The organism is Mesorhizobium sp. (assembly GCF_004962245.1).
GTDB lineage: Bacteria > Pseudomonadota > Alphaproteobacteria > Rhizobiales > Rhizobiaceae > Mesorhizobium.
Window position 1 is genome coordinate 53,484 of the sequence record NZ_SUHQ01000020.1, and the last position, 18,032, is coordinate 71,515.

The 18,032-nt window shown below is 64.1% G+C and carries 15 protein-coding genes; 8 read left to right on the forward strand and 7 right to left on the reverse strand.

The genetic code is table 11. The features are described 5' to 3' along the window. Positions 1–34: 34 nt before the first annotated feature. Both E5X88_RS21115 and E5X88_RS21120 read right to left on the reverse strand, forming a co-directional pair. Entirely contained in the window at positions 35–1,615 is a 1,581-nt protein-coding gene (locus tag E5X88_RS21115; protein WP_292164725.1) for a 5-guanidino-2-oxopentanoate decarboxylase, read from the reverse strand. After that, positions 1,612–2,460 carry a dimethylarginine dimethylaminohydrolase family protein gene (locus E5X88_RS21120; RefSeq protein ID WP_292164843.1) on the reverse strand — a complete coding sequence of 283 codons (849 nt, stop codon included), beginning with the start codon at positions 2,458–2,460 and terminating at the stop codon, positions 1,612–1,614. The genes E5X88_RS21115 and E5X88_RS21120 overlap by 4 nt, the downstream gene beginning before the upstream one ends. A gap of 217 nt (positions 2,461–2,677) precedes the next feature. On the opposite strand from E5X88_RS21120, the gene E5X88_RS21125 reads away from it, so the two are divergent. The 7 genes from E5X88_RS21125 (at position 2,678) to E5X88_RS21155 (ending at position 8,957) form a co-directional block, all read left to right on the forward strand. Beyond that, positions 2,678–3,493: an ABC transporter ATP-binding protein gene (locus E5X88_RS21125; protein WP_292164726.1), complete on the forward strand. Its 816-nt coding sequence runs from the start codon at positions 2,678–2,680 to the stop codon at positions 3,491–3,493. Positions 3,494–3,547: 54 nt separating this feature from the next. Continuing rightward, positions 3,548–4,342 (forward strand): transporter substrate-binding domain-containing protein, encoded by a 795-nt coding sequence (locus tag E5X88_RS21130; RefSeq protein WP_292164727.1) that lies wholly within the window; start codon positions 3,548–3,550, stop codon positions 4,340–4,342. A gap of 142 nt (positions 4,343–4,484) precedes the next feature. After that, a complete protein-coding gene (locus tag E5X88_RS21135) occupies positions 4,485–5,198 on the forward strand; it encodes an ABC transporter permease (RefSeq protein ID WP_292164728.1) in 714 nt (237 codons plus the stop codon). After that, complete coding sequence (locus tag E5X88_RS21140) at positions 5,198–6,007, forward strand: ABC transporter permease (protein ID WP_292164729.1); 810 nt, start codon at positions 5,198–5,200, stop codon at positions 6,005–6,007. Before E5X88_RS21135 ends, E5X88_RS21140 begins: the two co-directional genes overlap by 1 nt. A gap of 35 nt (positions 6,008–6,042) precedes the next feature. Then, positions 6,043–7,044: an Ldh family oxidoreductase gene (locus E5X88_RS21145; protein ID WP_292164731.1), complete on the forward strand. Its 1,002-nt coding sequence runs from the start codon at positions 6,043–6,045 to the stop codon at positions 7,042–7,044. Between the two features lie 380 nt (positions 7,045–7,424). After that, a complete protein-coding gene (locus E5X88_RS21150) occupies positions 7,425–7,877 on the forward strand; it encodes a DoxX family protein (RefSeq protein ID WP_292164732.1) in 453 nt (150 codons plus the stop codon). A gap of 105 nt (positions 7,878–7,982) precedes the next feature. Beyond that, entirely contained in the window at positions 7,983–8,957 is a 975-nt protein-coding gene (locus E5X88_RS21155; RefSeq protein WP_292164733.1) for a complex I NDUFA9 subunit family protein, read from the forward strand. A 22-nt stretch (positions 8,958–8,979) separates the two neighbouring features. On the opposite strand, the gene E5X88_RS21160 is transcribed toward E5X88_RS21155, so the two are convergent. Next, the gene (locus tag E5X88_RS21160; RefSeq protein WP_292164734.1) at positions 8,980–10,350 is read right to left on the reverse strand and encodes a cytochrome P450; all 1,371 of its coding nucleotides are present in this window, start codon (positions 10,348–10,350) and stop codon (positions 8,980–8,982) included. 321 nt (positions 10,351–10,671) lie between these two features. Between E5X88_RS21160 and gyrB the strand changes: the two genes are divergently transcribed. After that, the gene (gene gyrB, locus E5X88_RS21165) at positions 10,672–13,143 is read left to right on the forward strand and encodes a DNA topoisomerase (ATP-hydrolyzing) subunit B (RefSeq protein ID WP_292164735.1); all 2,472 of its coding nucleotides are present in this window, start codon (positions 10,672–10,674) and stop codon (positions 13,141–13,143) included. A gap of 50 nt (positions 13,144–13,193) precedes the next feature. Here gyrB and E5X88_RS21170 read toward each other — a convergent pair whose 3' ends face one another. From E5X88_RS21170 to E5X88_RS21185, 4 genes are all read right to left on the reverse strand, one after another. Then, a complete protein-coding gene (locus E5X88_RS21170) occupies positions 13,194–14,678 on the reverse strand; it encodes a hypothetical protein (protein ID WP_292164736.1) in 1,485 nt (494 codons plus the stop codon). 177 nt (positions 14,679–14,855) lie between these two features. Then, complete coding sequence (locus E5X88_RS21175; protein WP_292164738.1) at positions 14,856–16,253, reverse strand: NAD(P)(+) transhydrogenase (Re/Si-specific) subunit beta; 1,398 nt, start codon at positions 16,251–16,253, stop codon at positions 14,856–14,858. Positions 16,254–16,259: 6 nt separating this feature from the next. After that, positions 16,260–16,688, reverse strand: a complete 429-nt coding sequence (locus tag E5X88_RS21180; protein WP_189644465.1) for an NAD(P) transhydrogenase subunit alpha — start codon at positions 16,686–16,688, stop codon at positions 16,260–16,262. Continuing rightward, entirely contained in the window at positions 16,685–17,971 is a 1,287-nt protein-coding gene (locus E5X88_RS21185) for a Re/Si-specific NAD(P)(+) transhydrogenase subunit alpha (RefSeq protein WP_292164741.1), read from the reverse strand. The genes E5X88_RS21180 and E5X88_RS21185 overlap by 4 nt, the downstream gene beginning before the upstream one ends. Positions 17,972–18,032 lie beyond the last annotated feature (61 nt).

Genomic DNA, 18,032 nt, shown 5'->3' on the forward strand with positions numbered 1-18,032 from the left:
ACCTGAGGCAGGAAGCACGTTGCGCTGCCAAAATTCAGTCGACAGTGATCTCGATGACGCGCGGCAGCCCGGTCGCCCGCGCGCGCTTGAGTGCGCCGGCTAACTCACCGATGTCGGCGAGCCGCTCGGCGGCAATGCCATAAGCTTCGGCCAGCTTGCAGAAATCCGGCGGCGCGGGTGAGACGCCGACCGGCTCGACGCCGACATTGAGCATCGAGGTCTCGATTTCGCGATAGCCGCGATTGTTCCAGACGACGAAGATCACCGGCGCCGCCGCATCGAGGGCTGCGCCCAACTCCGGCAGCGTGAACTGGAAACCACCATCGCCGGTGAGACAAACGACCGGCGCATCGGGCACTGCAAGGGCCGCGCCGATCGCCGCCGGCGGACCAAAACCCAGCGCACCGAAGCCGGTGGCGGCGTTGAACCAGCCGCCCGGGCGGTCGTGATCGTAGCAGAGGTTGGCGGCGTAGACCGGCTGCGTCGAATCGCCGACGATGATCGAGCCCGGCAATGCATCGCGGATCGCCTCGACGGCGCGCGTCTGTGCCTGAAGTGCCGGACCGATCTCGGCAAAGGCGGCTTGCCTTGTCGCGGCGGCGCGAGCCGGGCCGTCGTCCGGTGGCGCCTGGCCCGTACCGATCTCCGAAAGCAGCGCCTCGAGTGCTACGGAGCAATCGGCCTGGATCGAAATCCTGGCCGGCCGGCGGGCAAGCTGGTCAGCGCCGATGTCGATGCGGATGAGATTGGTCGGCAAGACAAAGCCATCGTCGCCATATCCGTCATAGTCGGTTGGGCCGAACTCAGTGCCGGCGGCGATGACCAGGTCGGCGTCGGTTATCAGCGCGCGCACCGCCTTCAGACTGGGACTCGCCGGCACGCCAAGCGGATGGCGATGCAGCAGGCCGCGGGCGTTGGTCGTCTGGACAACCGGCGCTCCCAGCCTTTCGGCCAGGCGTTGCAACGGCGCCTCGGCTCGCTTGGCGCCGCCGCCGGCAAGGATCAGCGGGCGGCGGGCAGCCGCGCAAAGTCTTGCCGCCTCTGCTATCGCCGCTGCATCCGGCTCGGGCGGCGCGACATTCGTCAGCAACGCCGCGATGCCGCCCGCCGGCTTGACCATGATGTCGGTCGGGATCTCGATATGGACAGGGCCGGGACGCGTGGATGAAAACAGGGAAAAGGCGCGGGCGAGCACGCCTGGCAGTTCGTCGGCGTCGGTGACACGGTGGGAGAACAGCGCGACCTTCTCCATCATGCCGCGCTGGTCGGGCAGTTCGTGCAGATGGCCGAGGCCCTTGCCGAGTGTCGGCGTTGCGTTGACGCCTGAGATCACCAGCATCGGAACCGAATCGGCACGGGCCTGGCCCATCGCGGTGATGGTGTTGGTCAGTCCCGGCCCGGTGATGACGAAAGCGACGCCCGGCCTGCCGCTGGCACGCGCATAACCGTCGGCCATGAAGCCGGCGCCCTGCTCATGGCGCGGCGTGACATGGCGGATCTTCGAACGCGCCAACCCACGATAGAGTTCGACCGTATGCACACCCGGAATGCCGAAGACCGTGTCGACGTCATGGGCTTCGAGCAAGGTGATGAGCGCTTCGCCGACTGTCGTCATTGTCTGAGCACCGGACGTGTGAGGCAGGTCGGGCCGCCCTCGCAGGCGATGCACAGCGCGTCCGCCTCGAAGGTCGAAACCCTGCAGCCGGCGGCTGTCATGGCTGCCGCCGTCTTCGGGAAGCCGGCGACGGCAATCACGTCGCGCGGCGCGGTCGGCAGCACGTTGAGGCTGAGGCCGTTCGAGGCGAAGAACTCCTCGGCATCGCCCTCGACCAGGCGAATGCCTCGCGCCCGCAGCATCTGGTAGAATGGAGCCGGCAAAAGCGGTGCATAGACCAGCGCCAGATCGTCGGCGAGCGGACTGATCACCGACATCAGATGCAGGCAGGCCTCCTCGCCATGCCAGAGCGGCAGGTCGTAGCCATAGACCTGGACGCCCTTGGGTGTGAGCAGGTCGGCGAGCTGCTGGATGCCGTCCTGGTTGGTGCGCACGCCGCGACCGACGGCCAGCGTCCTAGCATCCACCCAGACGCAGTCGCCGCCCTCGACCTGGCCGGGATGCTCGATGCGACCGAGGATGGGCACGCCCATGCGCCTGTAGGCTGCCTCGTGCAAGCCGGGCTCGGCACGGCGCAGCGCCTTGCCCATGGCAAGGATGATGGCGCCGTGGTCGGTCATCAGCGAAGGATCGTGGGTGAAGACGGAGTCGGCAAGCCCGTCATCGGCGTCGGTCAGCCATTCGATCTCGGCGCCGGATGCCGAAACCAGCCTCGTCAGCGCCTCATGCTGGGCAGCGGCCTTCTGCGCATCGAAGCCCGGACCATAGTGCCATTGCGACGCCTCGGCGCGGCGCATGGCGCTCGCGGCGGACCGCATCAGCACGCGCTGCAGCGGTCCGGCCATGGACTGCGACCCGTATGCATTGCCCACTAAACTCTCCTGAAACATCCCCCTCCTGCCAATAACCACTCGGCAAGCCGCGATCAATGGTCCAAAAACCATGGTTGACGGAGGCAAGCGGAACGGTCCATCTTGAGAATCGGAACGCTGTCCAGTGATGGGTAATGGGTAAAAAATTCCAGCAACGACAGGCCCGACCGCTCCGTGGAGCCCTGGGAGGATGACGGTGCCGGGCACCGCACCCGCCCTGAAAGATACGGCGCAGAACGGCGCCGCCGAAGCCATCCATGTTGAGAACCTGCACAAGAGATTCGGTGAACTGCATGTGCTGAAGGGCGTTTCGCTGTCGGCGCGCGACGGCGAGGTCATCGCCATCATCGGCGGCAGCGGCTCCGGCAAGTCGACGCTGCTGCGCTGCATCAATTGCCTGGAGAACCCGACCAGCGGCATCGTCCGCGTCAATGGCGAGGAGATCCTGATGAAGGCCGACAGCCACGGCCACACCGTTCCCGCCGACCGCAAGCAGATCGAGCGCATCCGCTCCAAGCTCGGCATGGTGTTCCAGAACTTCAATTTGTGGAGCCACATGACGCTGATCGAGAACGTCATCGAGGTTCCGGTGCATGTGCTGGGCGTCAAGCGTGAGACGGCTATCGCTACGGCTGAAAAGCTGCTCGCACGCGTCGGCCTAGCCGAAAAGCGCGATGTCTATCCGGCCTATCTGTCGGGCGGCCAGCAGCAACGCGCTGCGATTGCAAGGGCGCTGGCCATCGACCCGCGCGTCATGCTGTTCGACGAACCGACCTCGGCGCTCGACCCGGAGCTGGTCGGCGAGGTGCTGAAGGTGATCGGCGATCTGGCGCGCGAGGGGCGCACCATGGTGCTGGTCACCCACGAAATGAAGTTCGCCCGCGAGGTCGCGACGCATGTCGTCTACCTCTACAACGGGCTGGTCGAGGAAGAAGGGCCGCCGGAGCAGATCTTCGGCGCCCCCAGATCCGAAAGGCTGAAGCAGTTTCTGCGCAATGTAGGATGACTTGCGAGAAAGCAGACGGGAACGTCAAAACCAAAAAACTGGGAGAACTGAAAAATGAAACCTTTTCTCAAGACGGCCCTCGCGGCCACGCTGATCGCGTTGTCGAGCGCATTCTCAGCAAGCGCCGAGCAGATCAAGGTCGGTTTTTCGCCTGAAGCCTATCCACCGTTCTATTCGCAGGATTCGTCCGGCAACTGGGGTGGCTGGGAAGTCGACATCGCCAACGCCATCTGCGGCGAAGCCAAGCTGGATTGCGTATTGACGCCGATCCCGTGGGACGGCCTCATCCCAGCCCTCAAGACCAAGAAGATCGACGCGATCATGAATTCGATGTCCATTACCGACGAACGTAAGAAGGAAATCGACTTCTCCGATAAATACTACAACACGCCGACTGCGGTGATCGGGGCCAAGGATCAGAAGTTCGATGCGACGCCAGAGGGTCTGAAAGACAAGACAATGGGCGTTCAGGTTTCAACGGTGCACGCTGCCTACGCCAAGAAGCACTTCACCGAGGCCGCCGAGATCAAGGAATACCAGACGCAGGACGAGGCAAATCAGGACCTCGCCGCCGGCCGGATCGACGCCACGCAGGCTGATTCGATCGCGCTCGACGCATTTTTGAAGTCGGATGAAGGCAAGGCGTGCTGCGACCTCAAAGGTTATGTGGCGCCGGACCTTGAAGTACTGGGGCCTGGCGTCGGCGCCGGCGTACGCCAAGGCGACACCGAGCTCAAGAACAAGATTAATGCCGCCATCAAGGCCATAAGGGCCAATGGCAAGTATGCCGAAATCACGAAGAAGTACTTCGACTTCGACATCTTCGGCGACGAGTCGCAATCCAACTGACGGCAGCGCGATCGAGCCAGGCATGCCTTGCGGCCATCACCGCGTGGCATGTCCGGCTTGATACATCATCGGCGCCTCAACCCGGAAGTCGAGGGGACATAAGCTGAGCGACATTCTCGTCACGGTCTTCGGAGCCAGTTCGTTGGAACTGCTGTCCTTCGAACCGCCGAACGGCAGAGGTCTCAGCCTTCTGCATGGGCTGGCAAACTCCGTCGGAATTGCTTTCGGTTCCTTTGGAGTCGGTCTTGTGATCGGCATCGGCGGCGCTTATGGCAAGCTTTATGGCGGGCCGGTGGTTCGTGACCTGCTGGAAGTCTATACCACCGTGGTCCGCGCCGTGCCCGAACTGGTGCTGATCCTGCTGCTTTATTTCGCTGGTACCGACCTCATCAACCAGTTGCTCACCGCGCTCGGCCATGCCGCAATCGATATCAACGGGGTTGTCGCCGGCATAGGCGTGCTCGGGGTGGTGCAGGGCGCCTATTCCACCGAGGTCTTGCGCGGCGCGATTCTCGGCATTCCGCAGGGCCAGATCGAAGCCGGGCGGGCGTATGGAATGCCCCCCGGTCTGCTTCTCAGGCGTATCACGCTACCGGCGATGCTGCCCTTCGCCATCCCGGGGCTGGCGAACCTGTGGCTGATCGCCACCAAGGACACCGCACTTCTCGCAATCGTCGGCGTCAACGAACTGACGCAAACCACACGGACGGCGGCCGGCGCCACGAAGGCCTACTTCACCTTCTTCATGGCGGCGGGCGCGCTCTATCTTGTCCTGACCCTCGTCTCCAACGTCGTCATCGGGCGCATTGAGCGCTGGGCGCGGCGCGGCATGCCTTCGATCGCGGGGGCGCACTGATGGCGGCCGAAATCCCGGTCATTCACGCCGCCGCCCGGGCCTCGCTCTGGATGCAGCCACATCGGATAGCGCTGATCCTGGTCGCACTGGCTATCGTCGTGGCGTCGATTTTCCTGATGCGCTGGGATTGGCTGCCCACCTATCTGCCGCTGGCTTTGCAAGGCATTTGGCGGACCATATGGCTGCTGGTGGTAACGTCGGCTCTGGGCATCGCGATCGCGATCCCCCTCGGTCTCGCGCAGGTGATTGGGCCGCCGATTTTGAGCGTTCCGGCCAAGGTCTTCTGCACGGTTATTCGCGGCACGCCGCTGCTGCTCCAGCTCTGGCTGCTCTACTTCGGACTCGGTTCGCTGTTTCCGCAATTTCCGTGGATACGCGAGTCGTTCCTCTGGCCCATTCTCAGACAGGCATGGCCCTACGCCGTTCTCTCGCTGACGATTTCCTATGCCGGCTACGAAGGCGAAGTGATGCGTGGCGCCTTCGCCGGCGTGCCGCGCGGTCAACTCGAGGCGGCCCGCGCTTTCGGCATGAGCCGTTGGAAAATGTTCAGGCGAATATGGCTGCCGCAGGCGATCCACCGGGCGCTGCCGACGCTGGCCGGCGAAACCGTTCTCCAGCTGAAGGCAACACCGCTGGTGGCGACCATAACCATGGTCGACATCTATGCCGTAGCCTCGCGGGTGCGCCAGGACCTCTTCATCACCTACGAACCCTTGCTGCTTCTGGCATTGGTCTATATGGCCATCACCGGTATCCTGGTGTTCGGCTTCCGCCGGCTCGAGGCGCGGATTCCAAACCGGCTCGGCTGATATCGGGACAGTTTCACGAATTCAGGACTTACGAAATGCAACTCAGTCTCGACCAGGCGACAGGGCTGTGCCGGATGGCGGCGCTTGGCGCCGGCGCCAATGAAGAAGCGGCACAGTCGCTCGCAGCCTCCATCGTTGCGGCCGAGGCGGAAGGGCTGTCCACGGTCGGCCTGTCGCATTTCATCGACTATCTCGAAGCGCTGGAGGCCGGCCGCATCGACGGCAAGGCCGAGCCGGTCATCACCAGGCCGGCTTTGGCGGTCTATCTCTCCGACGCGCGCGGCGGTCTGGCGCATACCGGCTTCGACCGCACGATCGACGATCTCGCCAAGGCGGCGCGCCTGTTCGGCGTCGCCATCTTTTCGCAGAAGAACGCCTATACATGCGGCGCGCTCGGCTATTTCACCGGACGGCTGGCCGCGCAAGGGCTGGTGTCCTTCGCCGCGACCAACGGGCCGGCCGTGCTTGCCGGCTCGGGCTCGGTCAAGCCGGTCTACTGCACCAACCCGATGTCCTTCGCCGCGCCCGCCGCCGACGGAGCGCCGCTGGTGATCGACCAGTCGTCGAGCGCCACCGCTTTCGTCAACATCCGCAAGGCGGCCGAGGACGGCAGGCAAATTCCGGAAGGCTGGGCGCTGGACGCAAGCGGCAACCCTACCACCGATCCGGCGGCGGCCATGAAAGGCGCCATGCTTGCCTTTGGCGGCCAGCGCGGCGCCAACATCGCGCTGATGGTCGAAGTGCTGGCGGCGGGCCTGTCGGGCGCCAACTGGTCGCTCGATGCACCATGGTTCACCGGCGGGCCGGACAGTCCCGGAACCGGCCTTTTCGTGCTGGCCGTCGAGCCCAAGCTGCTCGATCCGGATTTCGAGAAACGCATGAAGGACCAGCTCGAACGGTTGCGCCGCCGCTACGGCGTGCATGTGCCCGGCCGCGCCCGGGCCGAAGCGGCGGAGAAGGCGGCGGCACGGGGCATAACGGCTCCCAAAGCCGTGGTGCAGCGCATTTCCGAATTCGCCTCGCGCTACTCTTCCTGAAATCCACACTTTTCAGACAGTCAGCTGATCCTTGCTCGCTCGACAGTGCGGCGAAGGGCCGTCTTTTCCGGCGCTCGCTGAACCTTTTTGCACGTTGCGGCGACCAATGCCTGCCGGGGTGGGGTTTGCCCGGCCGGTGTCGTCCGGTCTGCTCAGGGCTGGGGCGGGCGTTTGACGCCGTCCTGATACCGTCTCAGGTCAGGCCGCCTCGTCGGACCCTGATAATGGATATGGGCGTCACCCGGAAAACCCCGCTTCGGCGGGGTTTTCTGCGTTTCGCCGGCGGCGAACAGAATATGCCTTTTCCAGTCAACTTTTGTTCATTTGACTTTGACCGACTTGGTCAGGCGTTTGCGCGGAGCAGCAAAAGGGGAGCCACCGTGTCCGCAAGCACCGACAATTCCAGCAGAAGCCTTTTCGTCCCAGCCCTTGGCGGCCTCTATTCGGCGCTGAACACCGCCGCGGAAACCATCCTGCGCGCTGTGGCCGGCATCTTCCTCGCCATCCACGGCTCGGGTAAGATCACCAATCCTTTCGGCGCTGCCGAGATGGTCGAGGGGCTCGGCTTCTATCCCGGCGCGTTTTGGTCGCTGCTTTTGGCCTGCACCGAATTCTTCGGCGGCATTTTCATCGCCATCGGCCTGCTGACCCGCCCAGCCGCCTTCGCCGGGATGTTCGTGCTTCTGGTCACGATCTGGTTCCACTGGGTCACCATGGGCCAGGGCTTTTCAGGCGCCGAAAAATCGCTGCTGTGGGCGGCGATCCTGTTCTTCTTCGTCATCCGCGGCGGCAATCGCCATTCGGTCGACGCACGCATCGGCAAGGCGTTCTGAACCGGCTAAACCAAGCGCATCGGCGACGACTCGTCGCCCTTTGCCTTTGGCGCGAAACGGATTAAGAAACGGCTTCAGCCAAGCTTTCGAGCGCCGGAGCCAGACATGACCGAAATCCTGCAGACCCCAAAGCTCGTCGTCGTGTTCGGCGGCTCCGGCTTTGTCGGCCGTCACGTCGTGCGGGCGCTGGCCAGGCGCGGCTACCGCATCAGGGTCGCCTGCCGCCGACCCGATCTCGCCGGCCATCTGCAGCCGCTCGGCAATGTCGGCCAGATCCAGCCGGTGCAGGCCAACGTTCGGGTGCGCTGGTCGGTCGACCGCGCCGTGCAGGGTGCCGACCATGTCGTCAACCTGGTGGCCATCCTGCATGAGAGCGGCCGGCAGAAATTCACGTCCGTTCATGAGTTCGGTGCGCGCGCCATCGCCGAAGCGGCGCGTGCCGTCGGCGCCGGCTTCACCCATATCTCGGCACTGGGTGCCGATCTGAACGCGCAATCGGACTACGCGCGCACCAAGGCGCTCGGTGAAAAGGCGGTTTTCGAGACGATCGAGGATGCCGTCATCTTCCGGCCATCGATCATTTTCGGACCGGAGGACAGTTTCTTCAACCGCTTCGCCGGCATGGCACGCCTTTCGCCGGTGCTGCCGCTGATCGGCGGCGGGCAGACCAAATTCCAGCCGGTCTATGTCGGCGATGTCGCCGAAGCGGTGGCGCGCTCGGTCGAAGGCAAGGTCGGGGGTGGCCAGATCTACGAGCTCGGCGGGCCGAAGGTGTTCACTTTCAAGGAATGCATGGAAGAAATGCTTGCCGTCATCAACCGCAAGCGGCTTCTGGTGCCGGTTCCGTGGTGGCTGGCCAACATGCAGGCATCGATCCTCGGTCTTTTGCCCAATCCGTTGCTGACCAAGGATCAGGTCCTGCAGCTGCGCGGGGACAACATCGTGTCGGACGCGGCCGCCAGGGACAACAGGACGCTCGCCGGCCTCGGCATCCAGCCGCGGTCGATCGGCAGCATCCTGCCGAGCTATCTCTGGAGCTACCGCCCCGCGGGCCAGTTCCAGCGCAAGACGGCGGCCTGATACCAGCCAAATCAGGCGCTTGCTAAAGGCGCCGCGTGACCTGCATCGGCAGGCCGCCCTGCGGTTGCGTCGTCAGTTTCTGCACCGGCCATGGCCTGGTCTCGGCGGTGGTGTCGAAGCGGAAGCGCGACAGCATGATGGCCAAAGCGATGATCGCCTCCTGCATGGCAAAGCTGGCGCCGATGCAGACGCGAGGACCGGCGCCGAACGGCAAATACTGGAAGCGGTCGATCTTTTCGCGATTCCCCGGATGGAAGCGTTCCGGCATGAAGGCGTCGGGCCTGTCCCACAGCTTGCGATGGCGATGGACGACCCAGGGCATGACCAGCACCGCGGCGCGCCTCGGTATGTAGAGGCCATTCCAGGTTTCGGGCTCGATCGGCTCGCGGTTGATCGACGGCGCCGGGGGGTAGAGCCTGAGCGCCTCGTCGAAGGCGGCGCGGGTGAACGGCATGGCGTCGAGCCATTTTGTCGGGTCGGGCTCTCGCGCCAGCACGGCGTCGATCTCGCGCTCAACCTTTTCGCGCTCCCAAGGCGCTTCGGCCAGGCAATAGAGCGTCCAGCCGAGCGCACGCGCCGTGGTTTCATGGCCGGCGCCGATGAAGGTGATGATGTTGTCCTCGACCTCGGCTCGCGTCAGCCCATCCGGTCTCTCCGCCTTGAGCAAAAGCGTGAGAAAATCCTGTGGCACTTTGTCCGGATCGCGCCTAAGCCGCTCTTCGCGCATCTTGACGGTGTCGGTGACGATCTTGCGGAAATAGGCCATGGTCTTGCGGCCGCGGATGCGGGTCAGGCGCGGCAGCCAGTCGGGCGCCCGCAACAGGTCGAGCGGATCGACCCGGCCCATGGTCTCGAACAAATGGTCGATCTCCTTGGCGAAGCTGCCCGGCTCGCCTGATATCTCGCCGGTAAACAGCGTCTCGGCCAGGATATCGTAAGTGAGCAGCGTCATATCATGGGCGATATCCGACGTGCCGCCCTCCTCATAGCGCGTGACGAACTCTTGCGTGCGCCTCAGCATAGGCTCGGCAAAGCCGAAGATGTGGCGCGGCGTGAACACCGGCGCCATCGCCTTGCGCGAGCGCCTCCACACCTCGCCCTCGGCGGTCAGCAGGCCGTCACGCAGGATCGGGCGCAGGATCTTCTGGCGCACAGTCGCCATCTTGTAGTTCCTGGCGTTGTCGACCAGCACGTGGCGGATGAGGCCGGGATCATTGGCGATGACCAGTGGCCCGCCGATGCCGTTCACCGATATCCAGGGTTCGTTGTAAGTCGGCTCGCCCCACAGTTCGAGCGGGTTGCGGTAGACGATACGAATCATCTCCAGCGTCGAAGGCGGTGACGTACGCGGCTTCGGCGCCGGCGGGACGAAGGGGGCGGGCTGACTGTCCATGGCATGCTCCGCTAGCGACCTCAATGTAGTGACTGGCAAGGCAGGCGTCCATGTAGGTACCGGACGACCAAGGCGAAGCGCCCTCCCGACCTGCCCTTGTTGCCGCCGCTTCGGCTTTTGTTTGAGTATCGGATGTTGCCAAAACCGGCTCCACTTTTTGGGTCCGATGGTCCGGCCGGCCGGGCGTGCTTCTCTTCCATTCGGAAATGCCTGCAAACCTTGGAAAAACCGCCTTTTGCGCCTATATCTAGGACATCAAGGACGCGCGATTCGGAGCCGATTTTTCGCGCTGGACGTGCGGCATCAATCAGACAGGTTTTCATGAGCGATCAGATCGACAACGCCAACGGCGCTGAGGCCGAATACGGCGCCGATTCCATCAAGGTTTTGAAGGGCTTGGACGCCGTCCGCAAGCGGCCGGGCATGTATATCGGCGATACAGACGACGGCTCGGGCCTGCATCACATGGTCTACGAGGTGGTCGACAACGCCATCGACGAGGCGCTGGCCGGCCATGCCGACCTCGTCACGGTGACCCTCAACCCCGATGGTTCGGTGACGGTCATCGACAATGGCCGCGGCATTCCGACCGATATCCACACCGGCGAAGGCATTTCGGCGGCCGAAGTGATCATGACGCAGCTGCATGCCGGCGGCAAGTTCGACCAAAACTCGTACAAGGTATCAGGTGGCCTGCACGGCGTCGGCGTCTCGGTGGTCAACGCGCTGTCGGCCTGGCTGAAGCTGAAGATCCGCCGCAACGGCCAGATCTTCGAGATGAGCTTCACGCATGGCAACGCCGACGCGCCGCTGAAAGTCACCGGCAGTTACGAACAGCACAAGGTCGCCGGCACCTATGAGGGGCGCAGCGGCAGCGAGATCACCTTTTTCCCGTCGACCGAAACGTTCACCATGGTCGAGTTCGACTTCGGCACGCTGGAGCACCGGTTGCGCGAACTTGCCTTCCTGAATTCCGGCGTGCGTATTCTTTTGACCGATGCCCGCCATGCCGACGTCGTGCGCCATGAGCTGCACTATGACGGAGGGCTCGAGGAATTCGTCAAATATCTCGACCGCGTCAAGAAACCGCTGATCGAAAAGCCGATTGCCATCAAGGCTGAGCGCGACGGCATCACCGTCGAAGTCGCCATGTGGTGGAACGACAGCTACCACGAGAACGTGCTGGCCTTCACCAACAACATTCCGCAGCGCGACGGCGGCACGCATCTTGCCGGTTTCCGCGGCGCGCTGACGCGCCAGATAACCGGCTATGGCGACTCTTCGGGCCTCACCAAGAAGGAGAAGGTGGCGCTGATCGGCGACGATTGCCGCGAGGGGCTGACGGCGGTGCTGTCGGTCAAGGTTCCCGACCCGAAATTCTCCTCGCAGACCAAGGACAAGCTGGTCTCGTCCGAAGTTCGTCCCGTGGTGGAAGGGCTCGTCAACGAGGCGCTCGGCACCTGGCTGGAAGAGCATCCTGCCGAGGGCAAGGTGGTCATCGATAAGGTCATCCAGGCGGCAGCGGCGCGTGAAGCCGCACGCAAGGCGCGCGACATCACCCGCAAGAGCTCGCTCGGCGTCACCTCGCTGCCCGGCAAGCTGGCCGACTGCCAGGAACGCGATCCGGCGAAGTCCGAGATCTTCATCGTCGAGGGCGACAGCGCCGGCGGCTCTGCCAAGGGCGGCCGTTCACGTCAGAACCAAGCCATCCTTCCCCTGCGCGGCAAGATCCTCAATGTCGAACGGGCCCGCTTCGACCGCATGCTCGGCTCCGACATGATTGGCACGTTGATCACCGCGCTCGGCACCTCGATCGGCAAGGACGAGTTCAACGCCGACAAGCTGCGCTATCACAAGATCATCCTGATGACGGACGCCGACGTCGACGGCGCCCACATCCGCACCTTGCTGCTCACCTTCTTCTTCCGGCAGATGCCGGAACTGATCGAGCGCGGCCATCTCTATATCGCCCAGCCGCCGCTCTACAAAGTGACGCGCGGCAAGAGCTCGCAATACCTCAAGGACGAAAGCGCCTTCGAGGAATTCCTGATCGGCTCGGGGCTGGAGGAGGCGTCGCTTGCGCTGAGCACCGGCGAGGTGCGGGCCGGACAGGACCTGCGCAGCGCCATCGACGACGCGCTGGCGGTGCGCCAGCTCATCAACGGGCTGCATACGCGTTACAACCGCGGCGTGGTCGAACAGGCGGCGATCGCCGGCGCACTCAACCCGGAGGTTTTCACCGATCTCGGCCGCGCCAACGCCATGGCCGAGCGTGTCGCCGGGCGACTCGACATCATCGCCGAGGATACCGAACGCGGCTGGACCGGCCGCATGTCGACCTCGAACGAAGGAATCGGCGGCTATGTATTCGAGCGCACGGTGCGCAGCGTCAAGGAGTTCGCGCATCTCGACCTCGCGCTGATCAATTCGGCCGACGCCCGCCAGCTCGACCGCTATGCGCCGCGCCTCGCGGAAGTCTATGGCGAGCCGCCGGTGCTGCGCCGCAAGGATGTGTCCGAAACCATCTCGGGACCGCTGGCTCTGCTCAACGCCGTGTTTGCCACCGGCCGCAAGGGCCTGACCATGCAGCGCTACAAGGGCCTTGGCGAGATGAACGCCGAGCAGCTCTGGGAGACCACGCTCGACCCGAATGTGCGTTCGCTCTTACAGGTCAAAGTCAATGACGCAACGGATGCCGACTCGCTGTTCTCGCGGTTGATGGGCGACGAGGTCGAACCCAGGCGCGAATTCATCCAGGAAAACGCGCTGTCGGTGGCCAATCTGGATATCTGAGGTGTTGGCGTGCTCCGGCGCGCCAACTCGTTCTATGCTTTGGGTCGTTTCTATGCTTGGGCCGCTTGGCTTGGCTCCAGTTTGCGGCCGAGGTCGATCGCATCGCGCAGCACGGCAAGATGCGAGCGCGGCGGTGTGTCTATAGGCGCGTTGACCTCGACGCCGCCTGCCGTCATTGACCAATACAGCGTGTGGGTGAAGGTGCGGCCAAGCGAACCGCGCAGCTCGACCTGGATGTTCTCTACGCCGGGGCCGAAATTTTCCGCCATCGGTCCGGAGATCGGGTCGCCCGTCAGCCAGCCATTGCCCTTGTCGAAGATGTTGGTCCAACGCGTCGCGGCAAACACCGCACCATGATGCACCGCCCGCTGCGGCTTGCCCGAACGGCTGCGCCCTTCCTGATAGAGGATGGTTCCGCCGGCCGCCGCCTCGGCGATCGGCGGGCATGCCGAGAACAGCCGCTCAGCGATGCCGCGCCTGAATTCGGCGAGATTGTAGGTCACCAGAAATTCGCTGTGGGTCAGCGGGCTGCCAAGCGTGACGAAATCGCTGATCTTCCACGGCAACGGATGTTCGGCGTCCCGGGTGCGGAGCTGCCGATAGAGTTCCCATTGGGCGCGACGGAATCCGGAAAAATCATCCAATCTGTCGGGCCACGCAGAGCCCTCGGCGTTGAGCGTGGCCTTGTCGATGGCGCGGATCGCTTTCAGTCTCGCCCTGTCGCGGACGGCTTCCAGCTTTCGGGGCCTGAAATCGGCCCACAATATCTGCAGCAGATCATAGGCGATGATCGATCCGAGGCTGTGCGAAACCAGCACGATGCGGTCGTAGGAATCGTCCATCATGAGACGCTTCAACAGCACCAGGCCACGGTCACGGACAAGCGCGCGCTTCTCGACCGTTGCCGCTTCGGCACGCACATAGGCAGCCACATCGCCGAAATAAGGGAGGCCAAACCGATCCACCAGCCAGATGACGAATGAAGCCAGGATCGTCACGAGCATGCCCGTGGTCCAGGAAATATATCCTTGCGAGGCCGACGTCGCCAGCACGAGCGCCGCGCACAGGACTGCTATGACGGCCAGAAGCGTGACGACATACAGCCCACGGGCATCGCGCGGAATATCGGCGGGCTTGCGCCAGAGCAGATTTGTCACCCAGGCCGCAAGCCGGCCCCGCGTCGTGCCTTGCGTGATGTCGGCCCAGTAAAGCTCGTAGAAATCGGTGCGGCGGCCATCGACATCGTAAGGGGTGGTGATCCGGCGAAGCTCGTGCGAGTTCGTCCGGCTGTCGGGCGTGATCCAGCTCTGATTGATCTTCTCACCGGCGGGGTCGGCCGGATCGACCACACGGGCATAAAACGGCGCGCGGGCGGGATCATGGCTCCAAACAGCCTGAACAAATCCCCTCAGCGTGTCCATGGGCCGCTGCTCACCCATGCCATGCACGATCACCACTGCCTGGCTGGGTTTGCGCGGCGCCTTCCCGGAACCTGGCGAAGTGGTCTTGGCCGGCGACGCAACAGGTTCGGACACCAGTGCCTCCGTTGGCGACAAATCCCGTCCATTGGAACAGAATTTGTCCATCGTAGCTCTGAAACCGGCATGAGGGCAAAGGACCTTCAAGGTCGAATGCTCAGGGCCAAGAAAAACCCGGCGCGGAGCCGGGCTTTCTTCGAGCAACTAGCGGTGTATTGGGGCCACGGACCCGGATCAGTGATCCATGGCTTTGACGATCTCTTCCGTCATCTTCTTGGCGTCGCCGAGCAGCATCATGGTGCCGTCCTTGTAGAACAGCGTGTTGTCGATGCCGGCATAGCCGGAACCGAGCGAGCGTTTGACGAACAGGCAGGTGCGGGCCTTGTCGACATCGAGGATCGGCATGCCGTAGATCGGCGACGACTTGTCGTCGCGGGCGGACGGGTTGGTGACGTCGTTGGCGCCGATGACATAGGCGACGTCGGCCTGGGCGAATTCGGAGTTGATGTCCTCCAGTTCGAACACTTCGTCGTAAGGCACGTTGGCTTCGGCCAGGAGCACGTTCATGTGGCCGGGCATGCGGCCAGCAACCGGATGGATGGCGTACTTCACGTCGACGCCGTTGGCCTTGAGCTTGTCGGCCATCTCGCGCAGCGCATGCTGCGCCTGGGCGACCGCCATGCCGTAGCCGGGCACGATGATGACCTTCTGCGCGTTCATCATCAGGTAGGCGGCATCGTCGGCCGAGCCCTGCTTGACCGTGCGCTCGATGCCGTCGTCGGCAGCGGCGGACGTCTCGCCGCCGAAGCCGCCGAGGATCACCGAGATGAACGACCGGTTCATGCCCTTGCACATGATGTAGGACAGGATCGCGCCGGACGAGCCGACCAGCGCGCCGGTGATGATCAGCGCCAGATTGCCGAGTGTGAAGCCAAGCGCCGCCGCAGCCCAGCCCGAGTAGGAATTCAGCATCGACACGACCACCGGCATGTCGGCGCCGCCGATCGGGATGATGAGAAGGACGCCAAGAACAAGCGATGCCGCCACGATCAGCCAGAACACTAGCTTGGATTCGCTGGTGACGAGCAGCACGATCAGCACGATCAGGGCGATGCCCAGCGCCGCGTTGATGAAGTGGCGGCCGCCGATCATGATCGGCTTGCCCGACATGCGGCCGTCAAGCTTGAGGAAGGCGATGACCGAGCCGGTGAAAGTGATGGCGCCGATGGCGACGCCGAGGCTCATCTCGACCAGCGCCTGGGCGTGGATGTCGGCGACCGTGCCGATACCGAAGCTTTCCGGCGCATAGATGGCGGCAGCCGCCACCATGACTGCGGCAAGACCGACCAGCGAGTGGAAGGCGGCGACCAGCTGCGGCATCGAGGTCATGGCGATGCGCCGTGCAGTGACCGCACCGACGGAGCCACCGATCAGAAGGCCGAGCACGATGAGGCCGAAGCCTCCCGCCGAAGGGGTCGCCAGCGCCAGCGTGGTGGCAATGGCGATGGCCATACCGATCATGCCGTACATATTGCCCTGGCGGCTGGTGGTCGGATGCGACAGACCGCGCAATGCCAGGATGAACAGGATGCCGGAGACCAGATAGAGGAAGGAGGCGAAGTTGGCGTTCATGTCGCTCTACTTGTCCTTCTTCTTGTACATGGCCAGCATGCGCTGGGTGACGAGGAAGCCGCCGAAGATGTTGACCGAGACCAGCATCAGCGCGACGAAGCCGAAGCCGGTGGCGATGCCGGACGCCGAGATGCCGACGGCAAGCAGCGCGCCGACGACGATGACCGAGGAAATGGCGTTGGTGACGGCCATCAGCGGCGTGTGCAGCGCCGGCGTGACGGACCAGACGACGTAATAGCCGACGAAGATCGCCAGCACGAAAATGGCGAAGCGGAAGACGAAGGGATCGATCGCCCCGCCGGACAGCGCGTGCGCGGCGTCGCCGGCCGCCTCAGTGCCGCCGGGAGCGGTGGCCAGATCCTGCACCGCAAGCCGGACAGCGGCGGTCGCCTGGTCGAGCTGATCGAGGGCTTTCTGCAAGGTCTGGTCCATCACGCGATCCCTTTCGACTTAGACGAGGGCGACTTAGACGAGGGCGACTTGGGTGCGGCAGTTTGCTTGGGCGCGGCTGGTTTCTTCGCAGCGGCGGGCTTCCTTGCAGTTGCGGGCTTCGCAGGCTCAGCCGAGGCGATCATCACCGCCGGCTTGCCGGCGAAGGCCGGATGCACGACGTGGCCACCATCGGTCAGCATCGTCGCCTTCACCAGATCGTCGTCACGGTTGATGGCAAGCGTCTTGGTGGTCTTGTCGACCAGCGTCTCGAGGAACGCAAAGAGGTTCCTGGCATAGAGCAGCGAGGCGGATGCCGCGACGCGGCCCGGCACATTGAGATGGCCGACGATCTTCACCCCGTTGGCCGTGGTCACCACCTGCCCCGGCACAGCGCCTTCGACATTGCCGCCGCGCTCGACCGCGAGGTCGACGATCACCGAACCCGGCTTCATCGAGGCGACCATGGCTGCCGATACCAGTTTCGGTGCCGGCCGGCCGGGGATCAGCGCTGTGGTGATGACGATGTCCTGCTTGGCGATGTGCTCGGCGGTCAGCGCCGCCTGCTTGGCCTGGTATTCCCTGGACATTTCCTTGGCGTAGCCGCCCGCCGTCTCGGCCGCCTTGAACTCCTCGTCCTCGACCGCCAGGAACTTTGCTCCCAGCGAGGCAACCTGTTCCTTGGCGGCGGGGCGCACGTCGGTGGCGGTGACCACAGCGCCAAGCCGCCTTGCCGTTGCAATGGCCTGCAGGCCAGCGACGCCGACGCCCATGACGAAGACTTTCGCCGCCGGCACGGTGCCGGCCGCCGTCATCATCATCGGCAGCGCCCGGTCATATTCCGCGGCGCCGTCGATCACCGCCTGGTAGCCAGCGAGGTTCGCCTGGCTGGACAGGACATCCATGGATTGGGCGCGGGTGATGCGCGGCATGAATTCCATGGAGAAGGCGGTGACCCCGGCCCTGGCCAGCGCATCGACGCCAGCATCGTTGCCGTAGGGATCCATGATGGCGATGACGGCAGTGCCCGGGCGATAGGCCTTCAGCTCCGCCTCATCAGGCCGGCGCACCTTCAGCACCACATCGGCCTTGGCGACATCGCCGACCTTGCCGATCGCAGCACCGGCCTTGGCGAACTCTTCGTCGGGAATGCGCGACGCCGTGCCGGCGCCGCTTTCGACGATGACGTCGAACCCCAGCCCCGCCAGCCGCTTCACCGTGTCGGGCGAGGCAGCAACGCGCGGCTCGTTCGCACCGAGCTCACGAGGGATGAAAACCGTCTGTCCCACCGCATGATCCTTTCGGCTGGAACCTTGATGCGCAGGACGCAGGCCGGACTTCCGGCGACGT